20 protein-coding genes and 1 tRNA gene are annotated in these 20,832 nt (G+C 72.5%); 7 read left to right on the top strand and 14 right to left on the bottom strand.

Going from position 1 to position 20,832, the window contains the following annotated elements; all coding sequences use genetic code 11:
• The first annotated feature begins 60 nt into the window (after positions 1–60).
• Complete coding sequence (locus Sspor_RS25625; RefSeq protein ID WP_202201224.1) at positions 61–486, top strand: SsgA family sporulation/cell division regulator; 426 nt, start codon at positions 61–63, stop codon at positions 484–486.
• A 78-nt stretch (positions 487–564) separates the two neighbouring features.
• Here the strand turns inward: Sspor_RS25625 and Sspor_RS25620 are convergent, their stop codons facing one another.
• Together Sspor_RS25620 and Sspor_RS25615 are read right to left on the bottom strand one after the other, a co-directional pair.
• Positions 565–2,766, bottom strand: coding sequence for an MMPL family transporter (locus Sspor_RS25620; RefSeq protein WP_202201223.1), 2,202 nt, complete (start codon positions 2,764–2,766; stop codon positions 565–567).
• A gap of 129 nt (positions 2,767–2,895) precedes the next feature.
• Complete coding sequence (locus Sspor_RS25615; RefSeq protein WP_202201222.1) at positions 2,896–3,486, bottom strand: TetR/AcrR family transcriptional regulator; 591 nt, start codon at positions 3,484–3,486, stop codon at positions 2,896–2,898.
• Between the two features lie 152 nt (positions 3,487–3,638).
• Here Sspor_RS25615 and Sspor_RS25610 point away from each other — a divergent pair, with 152 nt between their 5' ends.
• Positions 3,639–6,920: a S41 family peptidase gene (locus Sspor_RS25610; protein WP_202201221.1), complete on the top strand. Its 3,282-nt coding sequence runs from the start codon at positions 3,639–3,641 to the stop codon at positions 6,918–6,920.
• A 94-nt stretch (positions 6,921–7,014) separates the two neighbouring features.
• On the opposite strand, the gene Sspor_RS25605 is transcribed toward Sspor_RS25610, so the two are convergent.
• The 4 genes from Sspor_RS25605 to Sspor_RS25590 form a co-directional block, all read right to left on the bottom strand.
• The gene (locus tag Sspor_RS25605) at positions 7,015–7,194 is read right to left on the bottom strand and encodes a hypothetical protein (RefSeq protein WP_202201220.1); all 180 of its coding nucleotides are present in this window, start codon (positions 7,192–7,194) and stop codon (positions 7,015–7,017) included.
• Positions 7,195–7,270: 76 nt separating this feature from the next.
• Positions 7,271–8,155, bottom strand: coding sequence for an SDR family oxidoreductase (locus Sspor_RS25600; protein ID WP_202201219.1), 885 nt, complete (start codon positions 8,153–8,155; stop codon positions 7,271–7,273).
• Positions 8,152–9,093 carry an alpha/beta fold hydrolase gene (locus Sspor_RS25595; RefSeq protein WP_202201218.1) on the bottom strand — a complete coding sequence of 314 codons (942 nt, stop codon included), beginning with the start codon at positions 9,091–9,093 and terminating at the stop codon, positions 8,152–8,154. Before Sspor_RS25595 ends, Sspor_RS25600 begins: the two co-directional genes overlap by 4 nt.
• Positions 9,090–10,757 carry a flavin-containing monooxygenase gene (locus Sspor_RS25590; RefSeq protein WP_202201217.1) on the bottom strand — a complete coding sequence of 556 codons (1,668 nt, stop codon included), beginning with the start codon at positions 10,755–10,757 and terminating at the stop codon, positions 9,090–9,092. Before Sspor_RS25590 ends, Sspor_RS25595 begins: the two co-directional genes overlap by 4 nt.
• Positions 10,758–10,928: 171 nt before the next feature.
• Here Sspor_RS25590 and Sspor_RS25585 point away from each other — a divergent pair, with 171 nt between their 5' ends.
• Entirely contained in the window at positions 10,929–11,630 is a 702-nt protein-coding gene (locus Sspor_RS25585; protein ID WP_202201216.1) for a MerR family transcriptional regulator, read from the top strand.
• On the opposite strand, the gene Sspor_RS25580 is transcribed toward Sspor_RS25585, so the two are convergent.
• Complete coding sequence (locus tag Sspor_RS25580; RefSeq protein WP_202201215.1) at positions 11,612–12,415, bottom strand: exodeoxyribonuclease III; 804 nt, start codon at positions 12,413–12,415, stop codon at positions 11,612–11,614. The genes Sspor_RS25585 and Sspor_RS25580 overlap by 19 nt on opposite strands.
• Before the next feature lie 38 nt (positions 12,416–12,453).
• On the opposite strand from Sspor_RS25580, the gene Sspor_RS25575 reads away from it, so the two are divergent.
• Positions 12,454–12,942 carry a GNAT family N-acetyltransferase gene (locus tag Sspor_RS25575; RefSeq protein ID WP_254722661.1) on the top strand — a complete coding sequence of 163 codons (489 nt, stop codon included), beginning with the start codon at positions 12,454–12,456 and terminating at the stop codon, positions 12,940–12,942.
• An 87-nt stretch (positions 12,943–13,029) separates the two neighbouring features.
• Here the strand turns inward: Sspor_RS25575 and Sspor_RS25570 are convergent, their stop codons facing one another.
• Entirely contained in the window at positions 13,030–14,382 is a 1,353-nt protein-coding gene (locus Sspor_RS25570) for a CoA transferase (protein ID WP_202201214.1), read from the bottom strand.
• 79 nt (positions 14,383–14,461) lie between these two features.
• Between Sspor_RS25570 and Sspor_RS25565 the strand changes: the two genes are divergently transcribed.
• The 3 genes from Sspor_RS25565 (at position 14,462) to Sspor_RS25555 (ending at position 16,217) form a co-directional block, all read left to right on the top strand.
• On the top strand, positions 14,462–14,791 hold the full coding sequence (locus Sspor_RS25565; RefSeq protein ID WP_202201213.1) for a hypothetical protein: 330 nt from the start codon (positions 14,462–14,464) through the stop codon (positions 14,789–14,791).
• Positions 14,792–15,025: 234 nt separating this feature from the next.
• On the top strand, positions 15,026–15,574 hold the full coding sequence (locus tag Sspor_RS25560) for a hypothetical protein (protein ID WP_237404024.1): 549 nt from the start codon (positions 15,026–15,028) through the stop codon (positions 15,572–15,574).
• A gap of 22 nt (positions 15,575–15,596) precedes the next feature.
• A complete protein-coding gene (locus Sspor_RS25555) occupies positions 15,597–16,217 on the top strand; it encodes a hypothetical protein (RefSeq protein WP_202201212.1) in 621 nt (206 codons plus the stop codon).
• 133 nt (positions 16,218–16,350) lie between these two features.
• Here Sspor_RS25555 and Sspor_RS25550 read toward each other — a convergent pair.
• The 6 genes from Sspor_RS25550 to glp all read right to left on the bottom strand — a co-directional run bounded on the left by Sspor_RS25550 (position 16,351) and on the right by glp (position 20,832).
• A tRNA-Ala gene (locus tag Sspor_RS25550) sits at positions 16,351–16,424 on the bottom strand.
• A 78-nt stretch (positions 16,425–16,502) separates the two neighbouring features.
• Entirely contained in the window at positions 16,503–17,531 is a 1,029-nt protein-coding gene (sepX, locus tag Sspor_RS25545; RefSeq protein ID WP_202201211.1) for a divisome protein SepX/GlpR, read from the bottom strand.
• A gap of 155 nt (positions 17,532–17,686) precedes the next feature.
• Positions 17,687–18,319, bottom strand: a complete 633-nt coding sequence (locus Sspor_RS25540) for a GNAT family N-acetyltransferase (RefSeq protein ID WP_202201210.1) — start codon at positions 18,317–18,319, stop codon at positions 17,687–17,689.
• A gap of 17 nt (positions 18,320–18,336) precedes the next feature.
• On the bottom strand, positions 18,337–18,849 hold the full coding sequence (locus tag Sspor_RS25535; RefSeq protein ID WP_202203857.1) for a MogA/MoaB family molybdenum cofactor biosynthesis protein: 513 nt from the start codon (positions 18,847–18,849) through the stop codon (positions 18,337–18,339).
• 86 nt (positions 18,850–18,935) lie between these two features.
• A complete protein-coding gene (gene moaC, locus Sspor_RS25530; protein WP_081523233.1) occupies positions 18,936–19,415 on the bottom strand; it encodes a cyclic pyranopterin monophosphate synthase MoaC in 480 nt (159 codons plus the stop codon).
• Positions 19,416–19,488: 73 nt separating this feature from the next.
• Positions 19,489–20,832 (bottom strand): molybdotransferase-like divisome protein Glp, encoded by a 1,344-nt coding sequence (gene glp / locus Sspor_RS25525; RefSeq protein ID WP_202201209.1) that lies wholly within the window; start codon positions 20,830–20,832, stop codon positions 19,489–19,491.

Here is a 20,832-nt window from a genome sequence, read left to right as displayed (position 1 = left end):
ATGTGCGAGGCTGGACGGGACAAACGGACGCAAATGTTCCGATTTCGAGGAGTCTTGTCGATGTCAGCCACCGCCGAGAATCCACCAGTGACCGCCACCGCGAGCGTCGTCGAGGAGCGGGTACGCGCCCGCGTGATCACGGACGATCCCCTCTACCGGACGATCCCCGTCGCCCTGCGCTTCGCCGCCTCCGAGCCGCTGGCCGTACGGATCGTCTTCCCGGCAGGGCTGTCCCCCGAGGGCACCGACAACGAATGGGTCTTCCCCCGGGCCCTCCTGGAGGCCGGCCTCCAGGCTCCGACCGGGACCGGGGACGTACGCATCTGGCCCTGCGGCCGCGTCCAGGCGGTCGTCGAGTTCCACTCTCCCGAGGGCGTCGCGGTCGTCCAGTTCGACATCGCCGCGCTGCGCCGGTTCCTGCGCCGCACCTACGCCCCCGCCGTCTCGGCCGTCTCCGCCGTCTCGGCCGCCACCCGTCAGGCCTAACGGACCCGGCCCCGTACCGCCCGGCGATCGGGCGGTACGGGGCCGGGGTCGTCCCGCGGGTCCGGCGGACCCGCGGGGTCAGGCGTTGACCAGCTCGCGGTCCTTGTCCGGGCCCTCCGGGGAGTCCGCGGACCGCTCCAGGTGCTTGCGCAGGCTCTCGCCCTCCACGTCCACGTTCGGCAGCAGCCGGTCCAGCCACTTCGGCAGCCACCAGGCCTTGTGCCCGAGCAGGGCGAGCACCGCCGGGACGATGGCCATGCGGACCACGAAGGCGTCGAAGAAGACGGCGACGGCCAGACCGAAGCCGATCATCTTGACCATCTGCTCGCTGGCCCCGATGAAGCCCGAGAACACCGCGATCATGATGACGGCGGCGGCCACGACGACCCGCGCGCTGTACTGGAAACCGGTCACCACGGCCTGGCCCGGGCGCTCGCCGTGGACGTACGCCTCGCGCATGCGGGTGACGAGGAAGACCTCGTAGTCCATGGCCAGACCGAAGACGACACCCACCATGAAGATCGGCATCATCGACATGATCGGACCGGTCTGCTCCACTCCGAAGACCGAGCCGAGCCAGCCCCACTGGAAGACCGCGACGACGGCGCCCAGTGCGGCGACGACCGAGAGCAGGAAGCCGAGGGCCGCCTTGAGCGGGACCAGGACCGAGCGGAAGACGAGCATCAGCAGCAGGAAGGCCAGGCCGACGACGAGCGCCAGGTAGGGCAGCAGCGCGTCGTTCATCTTCTGCGAGAAGTCGATGTTCATCGCGGTGGCGCCGGTGACGAGGACGTCGTCCCCGCTGCCGTCACGGATCTCGTGGACCAGGTCCTCGGTGTGGACGGAGGACGGGCGGTCCTTCGGGATGACGGTGATCACCGCGGCGTCGCCGGCCTCGTTGAGGGTCGGCGGGGTGACCGCGACCACGCCGTCCAGACCCTTGATGCGGTCGACCGTGGTGTCGGCGAGTGCCTTGTCGCCGTCGACGACCACCATCAGCGGGCCGTTGAAGCCCGGGCCGAAGCCGTCGGACAGCAGGTCGTACGCCTGGCGCTGGGTGGTGGAGACCGGCTGGGCGCCGTCGTCCGGCAGGCCCATCTCCAGCTTGCTCGCCGGGACGGCGATGACGCCGAGGCCGATCACACCGGCCAGCAGCACCATGACGGGGCGGCGCAGGACGAAACGGGCCCAGCGGGTGCCGCCGTTGGCCTTCTTCTCCGCGCCCGCCGGCTTGCCCTTGCCGAACAGCCGGCTCTTCTCGCCCGCGGGCAGCACTCTCTTGCCCGCGAAGGCGAGGATGGCCGGGACCAGGGTCAGCGCGACCAGCACGGCGATGACCACGGTGCCCGCGGCCGCGAAGCCCATCTTGGTCAGCATGGGGAGGTTGACGACGGCCAGGCCCACCAGGGCGATGACCACGGTCAGACCGGCGAAGACGACGGCGGAGCCGGCGGTACCGACCGCGCGGCCGGCGGCCTCGTCCCGCTCACGGCCCTCGGCGAGCTCCACGCGGTAGCGGGAGACGATGAAGAGGGCGTAGTCGATGCCGACCGCGAGGCCGATCATCGTCGCGAGGGTGGCGGTGGTGTTGCCGAGGTCCAGCACGTTGGCGAGCGCGGTGATGGAGGAGACGCCGATGCCCACGCCGATGATCGCGGTCAGCAGCGGCAGACCGGCGGCGATCAGCGAGCCGAAGGTGATGACCAGGACGATCGCGGCGACCGCGATGCCGATGATCTCGCCGGAGCCCGTCTCGGGGGCCGCCATCAGCGCGTCGCCGCCGATCTGGACGTTCAGGCCCGCGGCCTTGGCGCCCTCACCGGAGTCCTTGAGCGCCTCGCGGGTGTCGTCCTTGAGCTCCATGCCGCTGACTTTGTACTTGGCGCTGATGTAGGCGGTGGAGCCGTCCTGGCTCACGGCCTGCGCCTCGTACGGGTCGGCGACGGAGGAGACCTCGGCCGCGCCCGGTCCGCTCTTCAGGCCGGCGACGATCTTCTGCACCTCGGCCTTGGGGCCGGGGTCGGTGACCTTGGCGCCCTCGGGGGCCTTGATGACGATGCGGGCGGTGGCGCCGTCGGCCGCCATGCCCGGGAAGCGCTCGTCCAGCAGGTCGAAGGCCTTCTGGGCCTCCGAACCGGGTATCGAGAACGAGCCGGAGGTGGGCGCGGCCGCCGAGGCGGCGCCGAAGCCGGCGGCGAACAGCAGTGCCACCCAGAGGAGGGCGACGAGACCGCGGCGCCGGAAGGCGCCTCTGCCGAGTCGGTAGAGGAAGGTAGCCACGTCGGTGGTTCTCCCGTTCAGGTCGTGGGATGGATCCGGATCGGATCTGGGCATGAGGAGCCGGCCCGACGACGAGAGCGGCGTGTCAGGAGCAGCGAAGAAGCCGTGCGGGGACGGGGAGATCGGGGATCAGACGCCGAGGGCGGGGAAGACCACGGCGTCGATGAAGTCACCGAGGAAGGCCCGGTCCACCGGACGGTCCTCGATCAGCGGGAGGGCGATGAACGCCCCGATGAGCATGTGTGGTACGAAGTCGAGCGCCGGACAGTCCGGGCGGATCTCGCCCCGGTCCACCGCACGCCGCAGCATCGCCTGGAGACCGTTGATCTCCGGGTCGACCAGCAGGTCGCGCAGGGCCTTGTGGAGCTCCGGGCTCTCGTGGACGGCGTGGGCCAGACCCCGCATCAGCGCGGTGTCCTTGGCCATCTGCGCGTCGTCGGAGTGCTCCACCATGAGGGCGAAGTCCCCGCGCAGACTGCCCGTGTCGATTTCCCGCAGCGAGACGGGCTGGGTGCATCGCAGGGCCTTGGCGACCAGCTCCGGCTTGCTCCCCCACTGGCGGTAGAGGGTGGCCTTGCTGGACTTCGTACGGGCGGCGACCGCGTCCATGGTCAGCGCCTCGTAGCCGACGTCACGCAGGAGGTCGAGGACCGCCTCGTGCAGTTCGGCCTGCCGCTCGGGGGTGATCCGGCTACGCCGAGCCGTCATCGCCTCGGTCATGTCCGTGCCTCCCGTCGCAGCGAAACTGTTCCGTACGCTTAAGACGATACCCCCACCCCAAGCGAAACGAAACCGTTCCGTTTCGCTCGGAGGAGTGGCATGGATCACCTGTACGAGTTGCCAGGGGCCCCCTGCGCGGAAAGCATTGGGGGGTGAGTCACGACGTCGCGTACCTCCGGTTCCCGCACCTGCACGACGACCTCCTCTGCTTCGCCACCGAGGACGACCTCTGGGTCGCCCCGCTGGTCCCCGACGGCCAGACACCCGGACGGGCCTGGCGCATCACCGTCGACCGGACCCGCGTCGGCCACCCGCGTTTCTCCCCCGACGGCAAGCACATCGCCTTCACCAGCTGGCGCAGCCTCGACCCCGAGATCCACCTCGCCCCCGTCGACGGCGGGCCCGCCCGCCAGCTCAGTTACTGGGGCGCCCTCGACACCCGCGTCTGCGGCTGGACCCCGCCCGACGAGGACGGCCGCAGCGACATCCTGGCCGTGTCCTCGCACAGCCAGCCCTTCTCCTACTTCGCCTGGGCCTACACCCTCCCGACCGACGGCAGCCCCGGCGGCCGCCTGCCCTGGGGACCCGTCTCCGACATCCAGGTGCAGTGCACCGACGAGGGTGAGCGGCACTCCCTGCTGCTCACCGGCAAGCCCCCGCACGAGCCCGCTGCCTGGAAGCGCTACCGCGGCGGCGCCACCGGCCGGCTGTGGCTGCACGGACAGCGGCTGCTGGAGGACGTCGAGGGCCACCTCGACTCCCCGATGTTCGTGGACGGCAGGATCGCCTTCCTCTCCGACCACGAGGGCATCGGCAACCTGTACTCCTGCCTCCCCGACGGCGGCGATCTGCGCCGCCACACCGACCACGAGGAGTTCTACGCCCGGCACGCCTCCAGCGACGGCTCCCGCGTCGTCTACCAGTGCGCGGGCGACCTCTGGCTCGTCGAGTCCCTGGACCGGGACGCCGCCCCGCGCAAGCTCGACGTCCGCCTCGCCGGCCCGCGCGCGGGACGGCGTACGTACCAGGTGCCGGCCGCCAGCCACGTCGACTCGCTCTCCGTGGACGCCACCGGGCGCGCCAGCGCGGTCGTGGTGCGCGGCAGCCTCTACTGGCTGACCCACCGCGACGGCCCGGCCCGCACCATCGCCGACACCCCGGGCGTGCGGGTACGGCTGCCGGAGATGCTCGGCAGCGGCGGACAGGTCGCCTACGTCACCGACGCCGAGGGCGAGGACGCGATCGAGATCGCCTACCTGCCCCGCGCCTCCGGCGAACGGGATCCGCGCCGGCTCGCCTCGGGCGAGCTGGGGCGGGTCACCGAGCTGCTCTCGGACCCGGACGGCGAGCGGCTCGCCATCGCCTCCAACGACGGCCGGCTGCTGCTGCTCGACGCCACCGAGGAGTCCAACGGCGAGGTCACCGAGCTGATCCGGTCCATCAACGGCCCCGTCACCGACCTCGCCTTCTCCCCCGACGGAGCCTGGCTGACCTGGTCGCATCCGGGCATCGGGCGTTCGCTGCGGCAGATCAAGATGGCCCGGATCTCCGGCCCCGGCGCCCGCGTCGTCGTGGACGTCACCAACGGCCGTTTCGAGGACGAGAACCCGGTCTTCACGCGGGACGGGCGCTACCTGGCCTTCCTGTCCTGGCGCGGCTTCGACCCGGTCTACGACGTGCACACCGGCGACCTGTCCTTCCCCCTGGGCTGCCGCCCCTACCTGGTGCCGCTGAACTCGGCGACCCCCTCCCCCTTCGCGCTCTCCGCCGAGGGCCGGCCCGCGGCCGGCGGACTCGACGTGGCGGAGGCCGACTCGGGCGACGGCGACGGCGCCGTGACCGTGGAGGTGGAAGGACTGGAGAGCCGCGTCACCCCGTTCCCGGTGACCGCCTCCAAGTACTCGGCGCTGTACCCGGTGAGCGGCGGCGGGCTGGTGTGGCTGCGCTGGCCGATCTCGGGCGCGCTCGGCGAGACCTTCGCCAACCCGGCCGACATCAGCGGCAAGCCCACGCTGGAGCACTTCGACCTCACCAAGGCCCGCAAGACCGAACTGGCCTCGGGCCTGGACTGGTTCGCGGTCAGCGGCGACGGCACCCGGCTCGTGATCAACGACGACGGCGACCTGCGCGCGGTCCCGGCGACCGAATCGGGCGACAGCGACTCGACCGTCTACCTGGACCTGCGGCGCATCCTGCACGAGGTGGACCCGGCCGCCGAGTGGCGCCAGGCCTACGAGGAGGCCGGGCGGATCATCCGCGCGTACTTCTGGGAGCCGAAGATGTGCGGCATCGACTGGGACGGGGTGCTGGAGCAGTACCGCTCCCTGGTCGAACGGGTCGCCTCGCCCGACGAGTTCGCCGATCTGATGCGCGAGGTCCTCGGCGAGCTCGGGACCTCGCACGCCTACGTCTCCCCCGCGCGCCGCAACGAAGGCCCCCCGCACTACCAGCGGGCGATCGGCCTGCTCGGCGCCAACCTCTTCCCCCGGGACGGGGAATGGGTGGTGAGCCGGATCCTGCCCGGCGAGTCCTCGGACTCCAAGGCCCGTTCCCCGCTGGCCGGCACCGGCATCCGGGAGGGCGCGGTGCTCACCCACGTGGACGGCCGTCCGGTGGACCCGGTCACCGGGCCCTATCCGCTGCTGGCGGCGGCGGGCGGGACCACGGTGGAGCTGACCTTCCAGCCCGCGGCGGGCGAGGGCCGGGCCCGCCGGGTCGCCATCGTGCCGCTGATCGACGAACGGCCGCTGCGCTACCAGGACTGGGTGTCCAAGCGGCGCGAGGCGGTCCGGGAGATCAGCGGCGGCCGGTGCGGCTACCTCCACATCCCCGACATGGGCGGCTCGGGCTGGGCCCAGTTCAACCGCGACCTGCGGATGGAGATGTCCCGGCCCGCGCTGATCGTGGACGTACGCGGCAACGCGGGCGGGCACATCAGCGAGCTGGTGGTGGAGAAGCTGACCCGCTCCATCCTCGGCTGGGACCTGACGCGCAACGCCCAGCCGGTGTCCTACGCCTCCAACGCGCCCCGCGGTCCGATCGTGGCGCTCGCCGACGAGGCGACCTCCTCGGACGGGGACATGATCACCGCGGCCTTCAAACTGCTGGGCCTGGGACCGGTGGTGGGCCTGCGCACCTGGGGCGGGGTGGTCGGCATGACCGGCCGCCACACCCTCGGGGACGGCACGGTGATCACGGTGCCGATGAACGCCGCCTGGTTCCCGGAGTACGGCTGGTCGGTGGAGAACCACGGCGTGGAACCGGACCTGGAGATCCAGCGCACCCCGCTCGACTGGGCGGAGGGGCGGCACGCCCAGCTCGACGACGCCGTGCACCTGGCGCTGGAACTGCTGGAACAGGACCCGGCCGCGGTGCCGCCCGGCTACACGGACGTGCCGGACCGGCGCCGTCCGAAGCTGCCGCCGAGGCAGTGAGCGGGAAGGCATGCGGGAGGGGCGCGATCCCCCGTGGAACGGGGATCGCGCCCCTCGGCGCTGCGTGCGGGCCCGTTGCGGTCGGGCCAGCTGCCTAGGTCCGGTCGTCGAGCTCGTCCCGGATGTCGTCGAAGGACCGCTGCGGCGCGTCCTTCGGCTGCGGGGTCCGCTGGGACTTCTGGTCCTGCGGGCCCTTGCCGGGCTGCTTCTGCCCCTTCTGGGCCTTGTCCTTGAGCTCCTGCGCCTTGTCCTGGAACTGGTCCTTGATACCCATGCTGTTCACTCCATGAGGGGTGTTGGTGGTTGGGCCTCGACCAGACTTGCATGAGCGGACAAAGCTCGCATTTCGATCAGTGACTCTGCGTGCGCTCCCTCTCGTCCGCCGCCCCGCCGGCCCCGACGAGCCCCTTGGACACACCGCTCAGACGCGGCCCGAAGCGCTTCATGTCGCGCTGTCCGACCGTCGCGATCATCCCCGGCAGGTAGCCGCGCACCCCCTGCATGCCGCGCAGCCACCACTGCGCGTACACGTGCGGCGAGCGCCGCTCGATGCCCGCGACGATCCGGTCGACGGCCGGCCCGAGCGGGTACGTGCGGTTCGCCGGCCACGGCAGCCGCTGGCGCAACTCCCGCATGACCTCGTCCTGGTCGGCGCCGCGCACCATGTCCGTGTCGGTCCAGGAGAGGTAGCCGACCCCGACCCCGACCCCCTTGTACCCGACCTCGGCGCGCAGGCAGTGCGCGAAGGCCTCGACCCCGGACTTGGAGGCGCAGTAGGCGGTCATCATCGGCGCGGGGGTGATCGCGGCGAGCGAGGCGATCTGCAGGAAGTAGCCGCGGCTCTCCGTCAGTACGGGCAGGAAGGCGCGGGCGGTGACGGCCCCGCCGATCAGGTTCACCTCGATCACCCGGCGCCAGGCGTCCGGGTCGGAGTCGGCGAACGGCCCGCCGGCGGCCACGCCCGCGTTGGCGACGACGATGTCCACCTTGCCGAAGCGCTGCTTGACCTCCTCGGCGACCCGGGCCATGGCCTCGTGGTCGGTGACGTCGGCGTACCAGTGGTCGCTGTCGGTGTGCAGCCGCTGGGAGACCTCCTTGAGGGCCTCCGGCTCCAGTCCGACGAGGGCGATCTTCGCGCCCCGGGCCGACAGCTTGCGCGCGAGCAGCTCGCCGACCCCCCGGGCGGCGCCGGTGACGACGGCGACCTGGCCTTCCAGACTCCTGCGAGCGCTCACGGCGTCTTCTCCTTCTCGTCGGCATCGAGGTCGGTGGTGCGGAGGTACAGCTCGGCCAGCTCGCGCAGGACCCCGGTGACGGCCTCGGGGGCCTCGACCGGGGTCATGTGCCCCATGCCGGTGAGCTCGGTCAGGCCCACGCAGTTCGGCAGCGCCGCGGCGAGCCCGCGGGCGTGCACGATCGGGGTGAGCCGGTCCGCGGTGCCGCCGATGACGGCGGTGGGCACCGCGAGGCGCGCCACGTCGGCGTCGAGGTCCAGGCCGGCCAGCACCTGGGACCACGCGTGGCGCACCCCGGCGGGGCAGGCGTGGACGATACGGGCGCACGCCTCGACCTTGTCGGGGGCGGAACCGGGGCCCATGGTGGCGTACTTCAGGACCTTCCGGGCGACCGGCGTGACCGGTCCCAGGGGGGCGCGGGAGCCGAGGAACGCGCCGGTGACACGGGTGCGGACGCGCCCGGCGCGCACCGGCAGGACCAGCGCCTCGGCGGCCAGCCGGGAGCTGCCGGTGCTGCACAGCAGCGCGGCCGCGACCCGCTCGCCGAACTCCGGCCGGCCCGCGGCCGCCATGATCGTCATACCGCCCATGGAATGCCCGGCGACGACCGCCCGCTCCCCGGGGGCCAGTACGGCCTCCAGTACGGCCACGAGGTCGTCGGCGAGGGCGGTGGTGCTGTGCACCCGCGCGGCGGGGCTGCGCCCGTGCCCGCGCTGGTCGTAGGCGACGACCCGGTGGGTGGCGGCCAGGGCCCGTATCTGCGCGGCCCAGAACGCGGTGGAACAGGTCCACCCGTGGGCCAGCACCACGGTCGGCGCGTCCTGGTCCCCGTGGACCTCGACGTGCAGGCGGGCCCCGTCGGCGGAGACGGCGACGAACTCCCGCCGCGCGGCGGGCGGAGCGTAGGGCCCGGAGAGGACGTGCGTCAGCCGGCTCACGCGACGCCCTCGGCCGTTCCGGCGACTCCGGCCCCGCCGGCGTGTGAGGCGCGCGGGTCCGGGGGCAGAGCCCCGGGCAGCGGCGCCGCACCGGCCCCCGCGGCAGCCGCAACGGCAACGGCCGGGACCCGCTCGCGCTCCCCCACCCGCAGGACCTCGTACTCCGCCAGGTCGACGCTCCGCGTCTCCCGGCGGAACTCGCCCGTCGTCCCCGGCCAGACCGTCGTGTTGCGGCCCTGCGCGTCCAGGTACCAGCTGGTGCAGCCGCCGCTGTTCCACACCGTCCGCTCCATACGGGCCTGCACCTGCCGGTTCCACCGGTTCACGGCGGAGGGCCGGGCGCCGAGCGCGACCCTCCCGCCCAGGCTGCTTCCCTCGAGGAGGGCGAGCTGCCGCAGGTAGTCGGCCATGTAGTTGAGCTGCGACTCGATCATCAGGATCATCGAGCTGTTCCCGAGCCCGGTGTTGGGCCCGATGATCGTCATCCAGTTGGGGAAGCCCGCTGCGGTGGCCCCGCGCAGCGCCTGCATCCCGTCCTTCCACGCGTCCGCGAGGGTCTGGCCCTCCGCGCCCACCACCCGCTCCGCGATCGGCATGTCCGTGACGTGGAACCCGGTGCCGAAGATGATCGCGTCGACCTCGGTCTCGGTCCCGTCGGCGGCGACCAGTACCGAGCCGCGGATCTCCTTGAGCCCGGAGGCGACCAGGTCCACATCGGGCCGGGCCAGGGCCGGGTAGTACTCGCTGGACAGCAGGATCCGCTTGCAGCCGATCCGGTAGGAGGGCGTCAGCTTCGCGCGCAGCGCCGGGTCCTTGATCGAGCGCGCCATGTTGGCCTTGGCCAGGGACTCGATGAGGCCGAGCCGGTTCGGGTGCTTGGTGAAGGCGCTCACCTGGAGCTCCCGGAGCCCCCACAGCATCCCGCGCCGCGCCGCCCGGGTGAAGGGCAGCTGACGGTGGAGCCAGCGTTCCACGGCGGTGACGGCCCGGTCGGTGCGGGGCATCACCCACGGCGGGGTCCGCTGGAAGAGGGTGAGGCGCTCCACCTCGGGGGCGATGGCGGGCACGATCTGGATGGCGGAGGCTCCGGTGCCGATCATGGCCACGCGCTTGCCGCGCAGGTCGTAGTCGTGGTCCCAGCGGGCGGAGTGGAAGACCTTGCCGGGGAACTCGGCGAGCCCGGGGACCTCCGGCGTCTTCGGGTCGGACAGCGGGCCGGTCGCGGAGACGACCACGTCGGCGGTCAGCTCACCGGCCGCGGTCTCGATCTCCCAGCGCAGCTCGTCCGCGTCCCAGCGGATCATCCGCACCTCGGTGTCGAGCCGGATGTGCGGGCGCAGTCCGAAGGTGTCGGCCACGTGCTCCAGATAGGCACGGATGGCCGGCTGCCCGGAGAAGGTGCGCGGCCAGTCGGGATTGGGGGCGAACGAGAACGAATAGAGGTGGGAGGGGACGTCGCACGCACAGCCGGGGTAGCTGTTGTCGCGCCAGGTGCCGCCGACCGAGTCGGCCCGTTCCAGTACGACGAAGTCCGTGATCCCTTCGCGCCGCAGCCGTACGGCGGCGCCGAGCCCGCCGAAGCCGGAGCCGATCACCGCCACCCGTACGTGCTCGCGTACGCCCGTGCCGCCCGTGCCGCCCGTCGTGCCGCTCGTGCCACCCATGCCCGCCGCCTTCCGCTCATCCGCAGTCCCAGCCACGCACCGCAACGCCGCACCGCACCATCGAAACACTGCCAGCAATCACTGGCGCAATCGGGAGCGTAGAGCAGCTCCGTACTCATGGGTAGGGGTCGGGCCCGGAAAGTTACTGCCGGTACGCCATAAGGTGCGTCTGTGGCGAAGGAAGAGACGCAAGCGAAGACGGTGCGCGAGTACCGCACGGAGGAACTGGCCGAAGCGGCCGGCATCCCGGTCCGCACCCTGCGCTTCTACCGCGAGCGCAAACTGCTCCCACCGCCCCGCCGCGAGGGACGGATCGCCTGGTACGACGACCACCACCTGGCCCGGCTGCGCACCATCGCCGCCCTGCTGGAACGCGGCCACACCCTCGGCGGCATCGCCGAACTGACCGCCGCCTTCGAGAACGGCCGCGACGTCGGCCAGCTGGGCGAGCTGCTCGGCATCGGCGGGTCCGAGGAGACCCCGGTCCGCCTCACCCCGGAGGCGCTGGCCGACTACTTCGAGGGCGAGGTCACCCCGGAGAACCTGGCGGCCTCCCTCGACCTCGGCTACGTCGCCGTCGACGGCGACACGCTCGTGCACGTCAGCCGCCGCCTGCTGGACGTCTCCTCGGCCCTGGTCCACGAGGGCGTCCCGCTGGCGGCCGTCCTGGAGACCGGCCGCCGCGTCCGCGAGCACGCGGACGCGATGGCCCTGCTCTTCACCGAGCTCATATCGGCCCACATCTCACCGGACGCGCTCGCCCGGCTGCGCCCGCTGGCGAAGAGCGTGGTCGAGGCCGAGCTGACGATGGCGATGGACCGCCTGCTGGCCTCGGGAGGCCCGGAGGGCCCCGGTCAGGCGCCCAGCTCGTAGACGACGGTCACGGGCGCGTGGTCGGACCAGCGCTCGGGGTGCGTCTCGGCCCGCTCCACGAAGGCCTTCACGGCCTTCGCCGCCAGCCCGGGGGTGGCCACCTGGAGGTCGATCCGCCAGCCGGCGTCGTTGTCGAAGGCCCGCCCGCGGTAGGACCACCAGGAGTACGGCCCCTCGGTGTCCGGGTGCAGTTCCCGCACCACGTCGACGTAGCCCGCCTCCGCGTACACCTTGCCGAGCCACTCCCGCTCCTCGGGGAGGAAGCCCGCGTTCTTGCGGTTCGTCTTCCAGTTCTTGAGGTCGGCCTCCTGGTGGCAGATGTTCCAGTCACCGCACACCACGACCTCGCGGCCGTCGGCGGCGGCCCGCACCTTCAGCGCCGCCAGGTAGGTCAGGAACTCCCCCATGAACCGGTACTTCTCGTCCTGCTTCTCCGTCCCGGCCTCGCCCGAGGGCAGGTAGAGGCTGGCCACGGTCACACCGGGAAGATCGATCTCCAGGTAGCGGCCGCTGTCGTCGAACTCCGCACTGCCGAATCCCACCTGCACGCGCTCGGGCGCCCGCCGCGTGTAGAGCGCGACCCCGGCGCGGCCCTTGGCGGCGGCCGGAGCGAAGACGGTGTGCCAGCCCGCCGGGGTCCGGACATCCTCCGGAATCTGCCCCTCCTCGGCCCGTACCTCCTGCAGGCAGACCACATCGGCGTCGGATCCGTCGAGCCACGCCCCGAAGCCCTTCTTGGCGGCGGCGCGGATCCCATTCACATTCACGGAGGTCACTGTGAGCATCCCAGCACCATAGCGGGAGGGTTCCGTACGATATTCGAATGTCTCACCGGATAGACCTCCGCACCGTGCCGTACGACCACCCGGACGCGGTCAAACTCAACGACCAGGTCCAGCTGGAGTACCAGGAGCGGTACGACGGTGAGGGCGACGCCACTTTCCTCGACCCGGCGATGTTCGTCCCGCCCCGGGGCCTGTACCTGCTGGCCTACGACGCCACGGGCGTCCCGGTCGCGAGCGGCGGCTGGCGCACCCAGGACGAGAACGACGAGGGCTACGCGGACGGCGACGCGGAGCTCAAGCGCATGTACGTCGTCCCGCAGGCCCGCGGCCTCGGCCTCGCCCGCCGCATCCTGAAGGCCCTGGAGGCGGACGCCCGCGCGGCCGGCCGCCACCGCATGGTCCTCGAAACGGGCGACCAGCAGCCGGAGGCGATCGCCCTGTACCTCTCCTCGGGCTACACGCTGTCCGCGAAGTTCGGCCACTACCGCCACTACGAGTCCAGCCGCTGCATGAGCAAGCCCCTCTGACCCGCCGCTCCACCCAGCCCCGCCGGCCTTCGAGGCGCGGGGGTCCGGGTGCGCGCCCCCGGCAACGGCGCCGCACCCGCCCCGCCCCTACCGGGGGAGCCAGCCGGCCCGGTCCGCCCCCCACCGGCTCGGCCCGACCGCCCACTCCCCGAAGGGACTGGCGGCGTGCCGCAGCACCCCGTACCCCGACGGCGTCTCCCGCAGCCACGGCTGCGCCGCATACCCCGCACCGCGGGGAACCCCATCCCCCGCCACCAACCCCCGCACCAGCCACGACCCCGTCCCCGCCAGCGAGAACCGCAGCCCCCGCCCACCGCCGGAGGCCAGCGCCCGCAGCACACCCGCCGCGACCAGGTACCCCGTCCCGTGGTCCAGCGCCTGCGCCGGCAGCACCCCCGGCGTCCCGTCCGGTCCCGCGCACGCGGCGGCGATCCCGTACCCCGCCTGCACCAGCGAGTCGAACCCCCGCCGCCGCGCCCACGGCGCCCGCGCCCGCCACCCCCAGGCGCACAGCTCGGCCACCACCAGCCCCGGCCACCGCTCCAGCAGGTCCCCCGCCCCGAGCCCGTACCGTTCCAGCGCCCCCGGCCGGTAGCCCGTCACCACCACGTCGGCCTCGGCGAGCAGTCCCTCGAAGACGCCCCGGTCCGCCGCCTCCGCCAGATCCAGCAGCGCCGACCGCTTCCCGAAGCCGGTGTCCGCGTACGCGTCGTCCGCCTCCGGCAGCCCCGGCGGGTCGATCCGCAGCACGTCGGCCCCCAGCAGCCCGAGCGTGCGCGTCGCGACGGGCCCGGCGATGACCCGGGTCAGGTCCAGGACCCGCACCCCCGCAGCGGGCCGGCCGGCCGGGGCCGGGCCGAGCGGCCGTCCCCGCGCCCCCGTCTCCCGTACGGGCTCGATCAGCGGCTGCGGATCCCCGTACGCGCGTGCCACGGCGACGGCGAGTCCGCCCTCCCCGTACGCGAGTTCCTGCACCTCGACGGCCGTCCTCCCCGCGACCGCGGCGCGGACCGCCTCCGGTGTCGCCGACGGCAGTCGCAACGCCCTTACCAGGGCGGCTTCGTGGTGCGGATAGTTGGCGTGCGTGCGCACCCAGCCGTCCGCCGTCCGCCAGAAGCCGGACAACGGGGCGAAGATCACCGGAGCCCGGCCCTCGACCCGCAGGTGCCGCTCGCTGACGAACGCCGTGGCCACCGCGCCCTCGTCCACCACCGGCGGAGCCACGTCCCGCACCCCGCCCCCGGCCCGCACCGCGGCCAGCTCCGCCGCCGCCAGCCCGCACACCCCGACGGTCGCGCGCGCCAACTCGGCCACCGGCAGCGGCCCTTCCGCCAGATCGCCGCCCCCGCGGTAGCGCACCCGCCCGACGAGCCCGGGCGCCCCGCCGAGGGCCTCCCAGGCCTGGGCCGTCCCGCTGTCCCGTTCCTCACCGATCGTCATGAACCCATGCTGCCCGGCCTTCCGCCCGGATCTCCGCCGGGCCCGGCCGGCTGTCGGTGGGCACGTCTACGGTTCTGCCGTGCCGAACTCCTACACGACCTTGTGGACCAACGATCTGTGCCGGTGGCTGGCACGGGGCGGCCATACCGGCCAGCGCCTCACGATGCTGTTCGGCGGCCCGCACCAGTCGCTGCCGAGCTTCGTGCGGGCAGGTGTCCGCCCCGGCGACACGGTCGTCCCGCCCGAGCTGCTGGCTCGTCTGACGTACACCTCCCGCCGAGGTGAACGCACCCTGAGGCACGTCGAGGACGGGCGGCTGGTGCGCTCCCACGGCGTCCAGGGGATCTACCGGCTCGCCGCCGGTTCGGCCGCCGAGCTCCGTCAGCTCGTCCTGGACCACAGCGGGTGACGTCCTGGCGTCACCCGCTCCGCAGGCGGGACCGGCCACCGGCCGAGAGTGCGGCCCTGGAGGTCGACTCCCGTCAACCGAAGCCATTTGAGCCATAGTTGGCCTGAAACTGAAGGAACCTTTTCTTCCGTCACCCCACTGCTCCTAGCGTGCTGCGCTGCGGGGGCGTCGCAGGCCAGAGGGTTACGGACTGTGCTCTCCCCTGCGCTTCTTCAGGCTCACCGGGAGGGGATCATGAAACGCTCGATACGCGTGTTCAGCCTGTTCGCGGCCGCGATGGGCATCCTGTTCGCCATGGGGCAGCCCGCTTCGGCCAACAGCTTCGGCCCGACCTACGCGGACAACAGTGCGCACAGCTTCTTCTACGACGACGACCTTTCCTCCGGGCAGAAGTCGGGGATGGAATGGGCCCGCACCCACTCCCTCGACCCCACCGACATGTCCACGAGCGTCGACCGCAGCTACAACAACCAGGTCGACGTCTGGGCATACGCGACCTGGAACCCGAGTGGCGACCAGACCAGCTGGTACGCCTGGACCACATGCATCAAGTTCGTGAGCAGCGGCAAGTGCGACCAGCACAGCATCGTGTTCAACCACCGCCTTCCGCACAGCAACTACCGCTCGCTCTCCTGTCACGAGATCGGCCACAGCGTCGGCCTCGGACACGCGTCGGGCCGCAACAGCAGCTACGCGTCCGCGGACCGGTCGTGCATGCGCGCCAACCCCGACCACACCTATTACGCGGTTCACGACAAGAGCCACATCAACGGACGTTACTGACCCGGAGAAGAGGAGAATCGTGATGCGCAGTCGAATCGCCAGGGTCGCCGGGGTCGCGACCGCGGTGTTGCTGGGTGCCGTGGGGTGCTCGTCGGGTTCCGGGGGAGGCTCGGCCGCCCAGGGGCAGGGCTTCTGGGGGGCCCACGGCGCCGACGGCCCGTCCGAGGCCAATGCGCCGGCGAGCATCGAGGCGCTCGCCCAGCGTACCGACCTCATCGTGCTCGGCACGATCACCGGGGTCCAGGAGGGCAGGGACTACACGGACCCGGGCAAGGCGCCGAACCGCACGTCGAACCTGGTCCTCCAGGTGGACCGGGCCAGCGGCGGCAAGCCCGCCACCGCTCTGGTCGAAGTCACCCGCGAGCCGGTCACCGCGCTCAAGGACATCTCGGACGCCCTGCCGAAGGGACAGTACGTCTTCTATCTGAAGAACTGGTACGAGGGCCCCGACGGCCCTGTGTACCGTTGCGCCTCCCCGGCCAAGTGCGTGGTCGGAGTCAACGACGGCGTGCTGGAGACCCCGCGGGACCCCGATGCGGCGCAGGAGCTCCAGTCCTCCTCGAAGGGGCTGACTCAGTCCTCGGGCAACGGCAAGCCCTTGAGCGTCGAGGACCTGTTCACCGCGAGCACGTCAGCCAAGTGAGGTAGCGGCCCGCCCCGGCATCCGGTCCGGCCCCCGGTCGGCCCGGATGCCGCAAACGCCGAGATCCCGCCCGGTCTTTCGACCGGGCGGGATCTCGTGACGTTCACGAGAGCTACTCGCGAACTGTCGTCTGTGGACCTGTGGGGATTTGAACCCCAGACCCCCTCGATGCGAACGAGGTGCGCTACCAGACTGCGCCACAGGCCCTTGCGACGTGTGAAACATTAGCATCCCCGCGCGGGTGCTCCAAAACCGATATCCCGGAGCGTCCGCGCAGGTCACCGATCACTCGTTCGCGGCGCGCGGGCGGTCCTCGCCCTCGTACTGGTCGAACAGCGGGGTGCGGCCCCTGCCCTGGCCGCGCGGACGCGGGGTGGTCTGGGGCTTCGGGTCCGGCGCGGGCGGTGCGGGCTGGGCGCGCAGGCGGGGTTCCGTCGGCTCGGCCGTGCTGGAGCGGGTCGAGCTCCAGGCGTCCGGGGCCGCCGGGCCCGTGGCGCGGGGGGCCACCGGGGCCGTCACGTACGTCGGCAGCGGGACCGGGACCGGCTCCCAGCTGTCACCGCGGGCGGGGCCGCGCTCGCGCTCGCGCTGCTGGTCCACCCACTCGGCGTGGTCGGTCTGCTCGACCAGGGCGCGCCGTCCGGCCTCCTGCGGGGAGACCGGTGGTGCAGGGTCCGGTTCGCTGCCGGCCGCGGCCTCGGGCTCACGGCGGCTCGGGCGGTTCTCCCGGAGCTGCCGTGCGGCCGCCTCGGCGCGCCGCCGGTCCATGGTGAACTCGTAGCGCCGCCGCTCCTGGACCCGCAGGTGCACGATGTACGTGCTCAGCAGCAGGGCGGGCACGGCGGGAGCCCACAGGTAGCGCAGGCCGCCCACCGCGGCGACGATCGCGCCGAGGGTGAAGACCAGGAAGAGGAGTGCGGTGGTGCGCCGGCGGCGCGCGAGGACCTGGAGGCGCTGTTCGCGCCGGGCCCGCTCCGCGCGCTGCTCCCGTTCGACGGTGGCCGGTCTCGGCTCCGCCCTGGTCGCGGGCACGGCAAAGGCCCGGGCGTCGGCGTCGACGGAATCGACCAATTCCGTCGCGGCGTCCGGGTCCGCGTGGGGCTGGGGCTCCGCCTGCTCGTCACCTCGCTCACGCAGCCCCTTGGCGTAACGGCGCTCCATTCCCGCCCGGCCGGAAAGCAGCCGAATGGCAGTGGAGAAGCGTTCCGTCGGACGGGCTTCGTTCAGCTCGTCCTGCCTCCGGAGCCACATGGGCACCAAGTAGGCGGCCCAGGCCCCGACAATGACTGCGTAGATGAGGCCGCTGCTGCTCACACCTCACACCGTAGAGGGGTACGGCCGAGGGGATCGGCCAATTGGGCCGGTGTGTCGCGCGATCTCGCTGATATCACGGACTTTTTTTGTGATTCTTCGGATCAGGTTATGGGCGAATCGGTTACCCGAGGCCATTAATTCGAACAGATATTCGTTTATCGTCGCTCGGGGCGGCTTCCGCCATTCGGCGGGGACTGCGAGTGGCGCGCCCGGTGCCAGCGCCGCAGCAGTCCCTCCGGGACCTCCTCCACCGTGACGGCGTAGACGAGGTGGTCACGCCAGGCCCCGTCGATGTGGAGATAGCGCGGCCGCAGCCCCTCCTCGCGCAGGCCGAGCTTCTCCACGACCCGCCGGCTCGGAATGTTCTCGGGGCGGATGCACACCTCGATCCGGTGCAGGCCGACCTTCCCGAAGCAGTGGTCGACCGCCAGCGCGACCGCCGTCGGCATCACGCCGCGGCCCGCCACCTCGCGGTCCACCCAGTAGCCGATGTGGCCCGCGCACATCGAGCCCCAGGTGATCCCGGCGACCGTCAGCTGGCCCACCAGCCGGCCCTGGTACTCGATGACGAAGGGCAGCATCCGGCCCGCGTTCGCCTCGGCCCGCAGGTGGCGGACCATCTGGCGGTACGTGGGCCGCTGGACCACCGGCCCCCAGGGCGCGGGCGGCGGGATCGTGGCCTCCCACGGCCGGAGCCAGTCGCGGTTGCGCCGGTTGACCTCGCGCCAGGCCTTCTGGTCCCGCAGCTTTATCGGCCGGAGCGTGACGTCGCCGTCCGACAGGACCACCGGCCAGGTCGGGCCGTTCAGCTCGTGCTCCCGGAGGGTGCCGCCGGTCTGGGGTGGTCGCCGCCCCGCATCTGGTCGACCGCGTGCGGCAGGACGCGGGACAGGACGGCGAGGCCGTCGCGCACCCCGCCCGTCGAGCCGGGGAGGTTGACGATGAGGGTCCGCCCTGCCACGCCCGCCAGACCCCGGGACAGGGCCGCGGTCGGCACCTTCGCCAGGCCCTCGGCGCGGATGGCCTGCGGGATGCCCGGGATCTCGTAGTCCAGCACCCGCGCGGTGGCGTCCGGGGTGCGGTCGGTCGGCGAGATGCCGGTCCCGCCGGTGGTCAGGATGACCTCGTACCCGGCCGCCACGCCCTCGCGCAGCGCCTGTTCCACGGGGTCGCCGTCCGGGACGACCCGGGGGCCGTCCACGGTGAAACCGAGCTGCTCCAGGGCCTCGGCCAGCAGGGGGCCGCCCTTGTCGGCGTACACGCCCTGCGAGGCCCGGTTCGAGGCCGTGACGACCAGGGCCCGGACCGGCGGCCGCACGGCCTGCGCGGCTTCACCGGCCGCGGCGTGCCGATTCCCGCTGTGGCCGTGGCTGTGGCTGTGGACCTCGCCGCCGCGCGGCGCGTTCACGAGCGCGCCCAGTCGCCGGACTTGCCGCCGGTCTTCTCCTCCACCCGGACGTCCGTGATGACCGCGCCCTTGTCGACCGCCTTCACCATGTCGATCACGGTGAGGCCGGCGACCGCGACGGCGGTCAGCGCCTCCATCTCGACGCCCGTGCGGTCGGTCGTCTTCACGGTGGCGAGGATCTCCACCGCGTCGTCGGCGACCCGCAGGTCCACCGTGACGCCCGAGACGGCCAGCGGGTGGCACAGCGGGATCAGGTCGGGCGTCTTCTTCGCGCCCATGATCCCGGCGATGCGCGCGGTGGCGAGGGCGTCGCCCTTGGGGACGCCCTCGCCGCGCAGCAGCTCGATCACCCGCGGGGCGACGAGTACCCGTCCGCTGGCCCGTGCCGTCCGGGTGGTGACGTCCTTCCCGGACACGTCGACCATCCGGGCCGCGCCGGCCTCGTCGATGTGGGTGAGCCTGCTCTCGGTACTCATTGCTGCGCCGCTCCGCTCTGGGCTCCCGGGGAGCCTGTGTGGTGCGACACACGCTACCCGCACCGGCCCGACTTCAGCCGAGCAGGACCACTTCCAGCTCGGTCCCCGGCTCCACCGAGGTGACGTCCTCCGGTACGACCATCAGGGAGTCGGCATGCGCCAGCGCGGCGATCAGGTGGGAGCCCGATCCGCCGACCGGGCTGACCGTGCCGCTCACGGCGTCGTACTTCCCGCGCAGGAACTGGCGGCGGCCGGCCGGGGAGCCGAGGGCCTTGTCCGCCTCCAGCACGGCCCGCACGCTCGGCCGCCGCACCTCGGCCTCCGGCAGCCCCATCAGGGTGCGGATGGCGGGGCGTACGAACAGCTCGAAGGAGACGTAGGAGGACACCGGGTTGCCGGGCAGGGCCAGCAGGGGGGTGTGGTCGGGGCCGATCGTGCCGAATCCCTGCGGCTTGCCGGGCTGCATGGCGAGCTTGCGGAAGTCCATCCGGCCGCCGTCGACGTCGTCGCCCTCGTCCGACTGCCCGACCGAGGACAGCGCCTCCTTGACGACGTCGTACGCGCCGACGCTGACCCCGCCCGTGGTGACCAGCAGGTCGGCCCGGATCAGCTGGTCCTCGATGGTGGCGCGCAGGGTGTCGGCGTCGTCCGCGACGGCGCCGACCCGGTAGGCGATGGCACCGGCGTCCCGCGCGGCCGCGGCCAGCGCGAAGCTGTTGGAGTCGTAGATGGTGCCGGCCGTGAGCGCCTCGCCGGGCTGAACCAGCTCGCTGCCGGTGGACAGGACCACCACGCGGGGGCGCGGCCGCACCCGTACGGTGCCGCGCCCGATGGCGGCCAGCAGGGCGATCTGCGGCGGCCCGAGGATCGTGCCGGCCGCGAGGGCCAGGTCACCTGCCTGTACGTCGCTGCCGCGCGAGCGGACGTGCGCCCGTGCCTCGGCGGCGCGGTGCACGCGCACCTCGCCGCCCGCCTGCTCGGGGGCGGCGCTGGCCGGGGTCATCCCGGCGGCCGCGCCGCCGCCCGTGCCGCCGTCGGTCCACTCGACCGGTACGACGGCTTCGGCGCCGGGCGGCAGCGGGGCACCGGTCATGATCCTGGCGGCCTCGCCGGGGCCGACCGTGGGCAGCTCACCGCTGCCGGCGGCGACGTCCCCGACGACCGTCAGCACCGCGGGAAACTCCTCGCTCGCACCCTGGACGTCGGCCGTCCGGACGGCGTAGCCGTCCATGGAGCTGTTGTCGAAGGGCGGGAGGGCGACGGGCACGGTCACGTCCTCGACCAGGACACAGCCCTGGGCGTCCAGCAGTTGGAGCTCGATGGGCTCCAACGGCCGGACGGCCGAGAGGACGTCCGCGAGGTGCTCGTCCACGGACCACAGACGGTGGCCGGTGTCCTGCGGTGCGGAACTGCTCAA

This window comes from Streptomyces spororaveus (assembly GCF_016755875.1).
GTDB lineage: Bacteria > Actinomycetota > Actinomycetes > Streptomycetales > Streptomycetaceae > Streptomyces > Streptomyces spororaveus.
The sequence above is the reverse complement of the archived record's forward strand: the minus strand, read 5'-3'. Positions and strand labels throughout refer to the sequence as shown.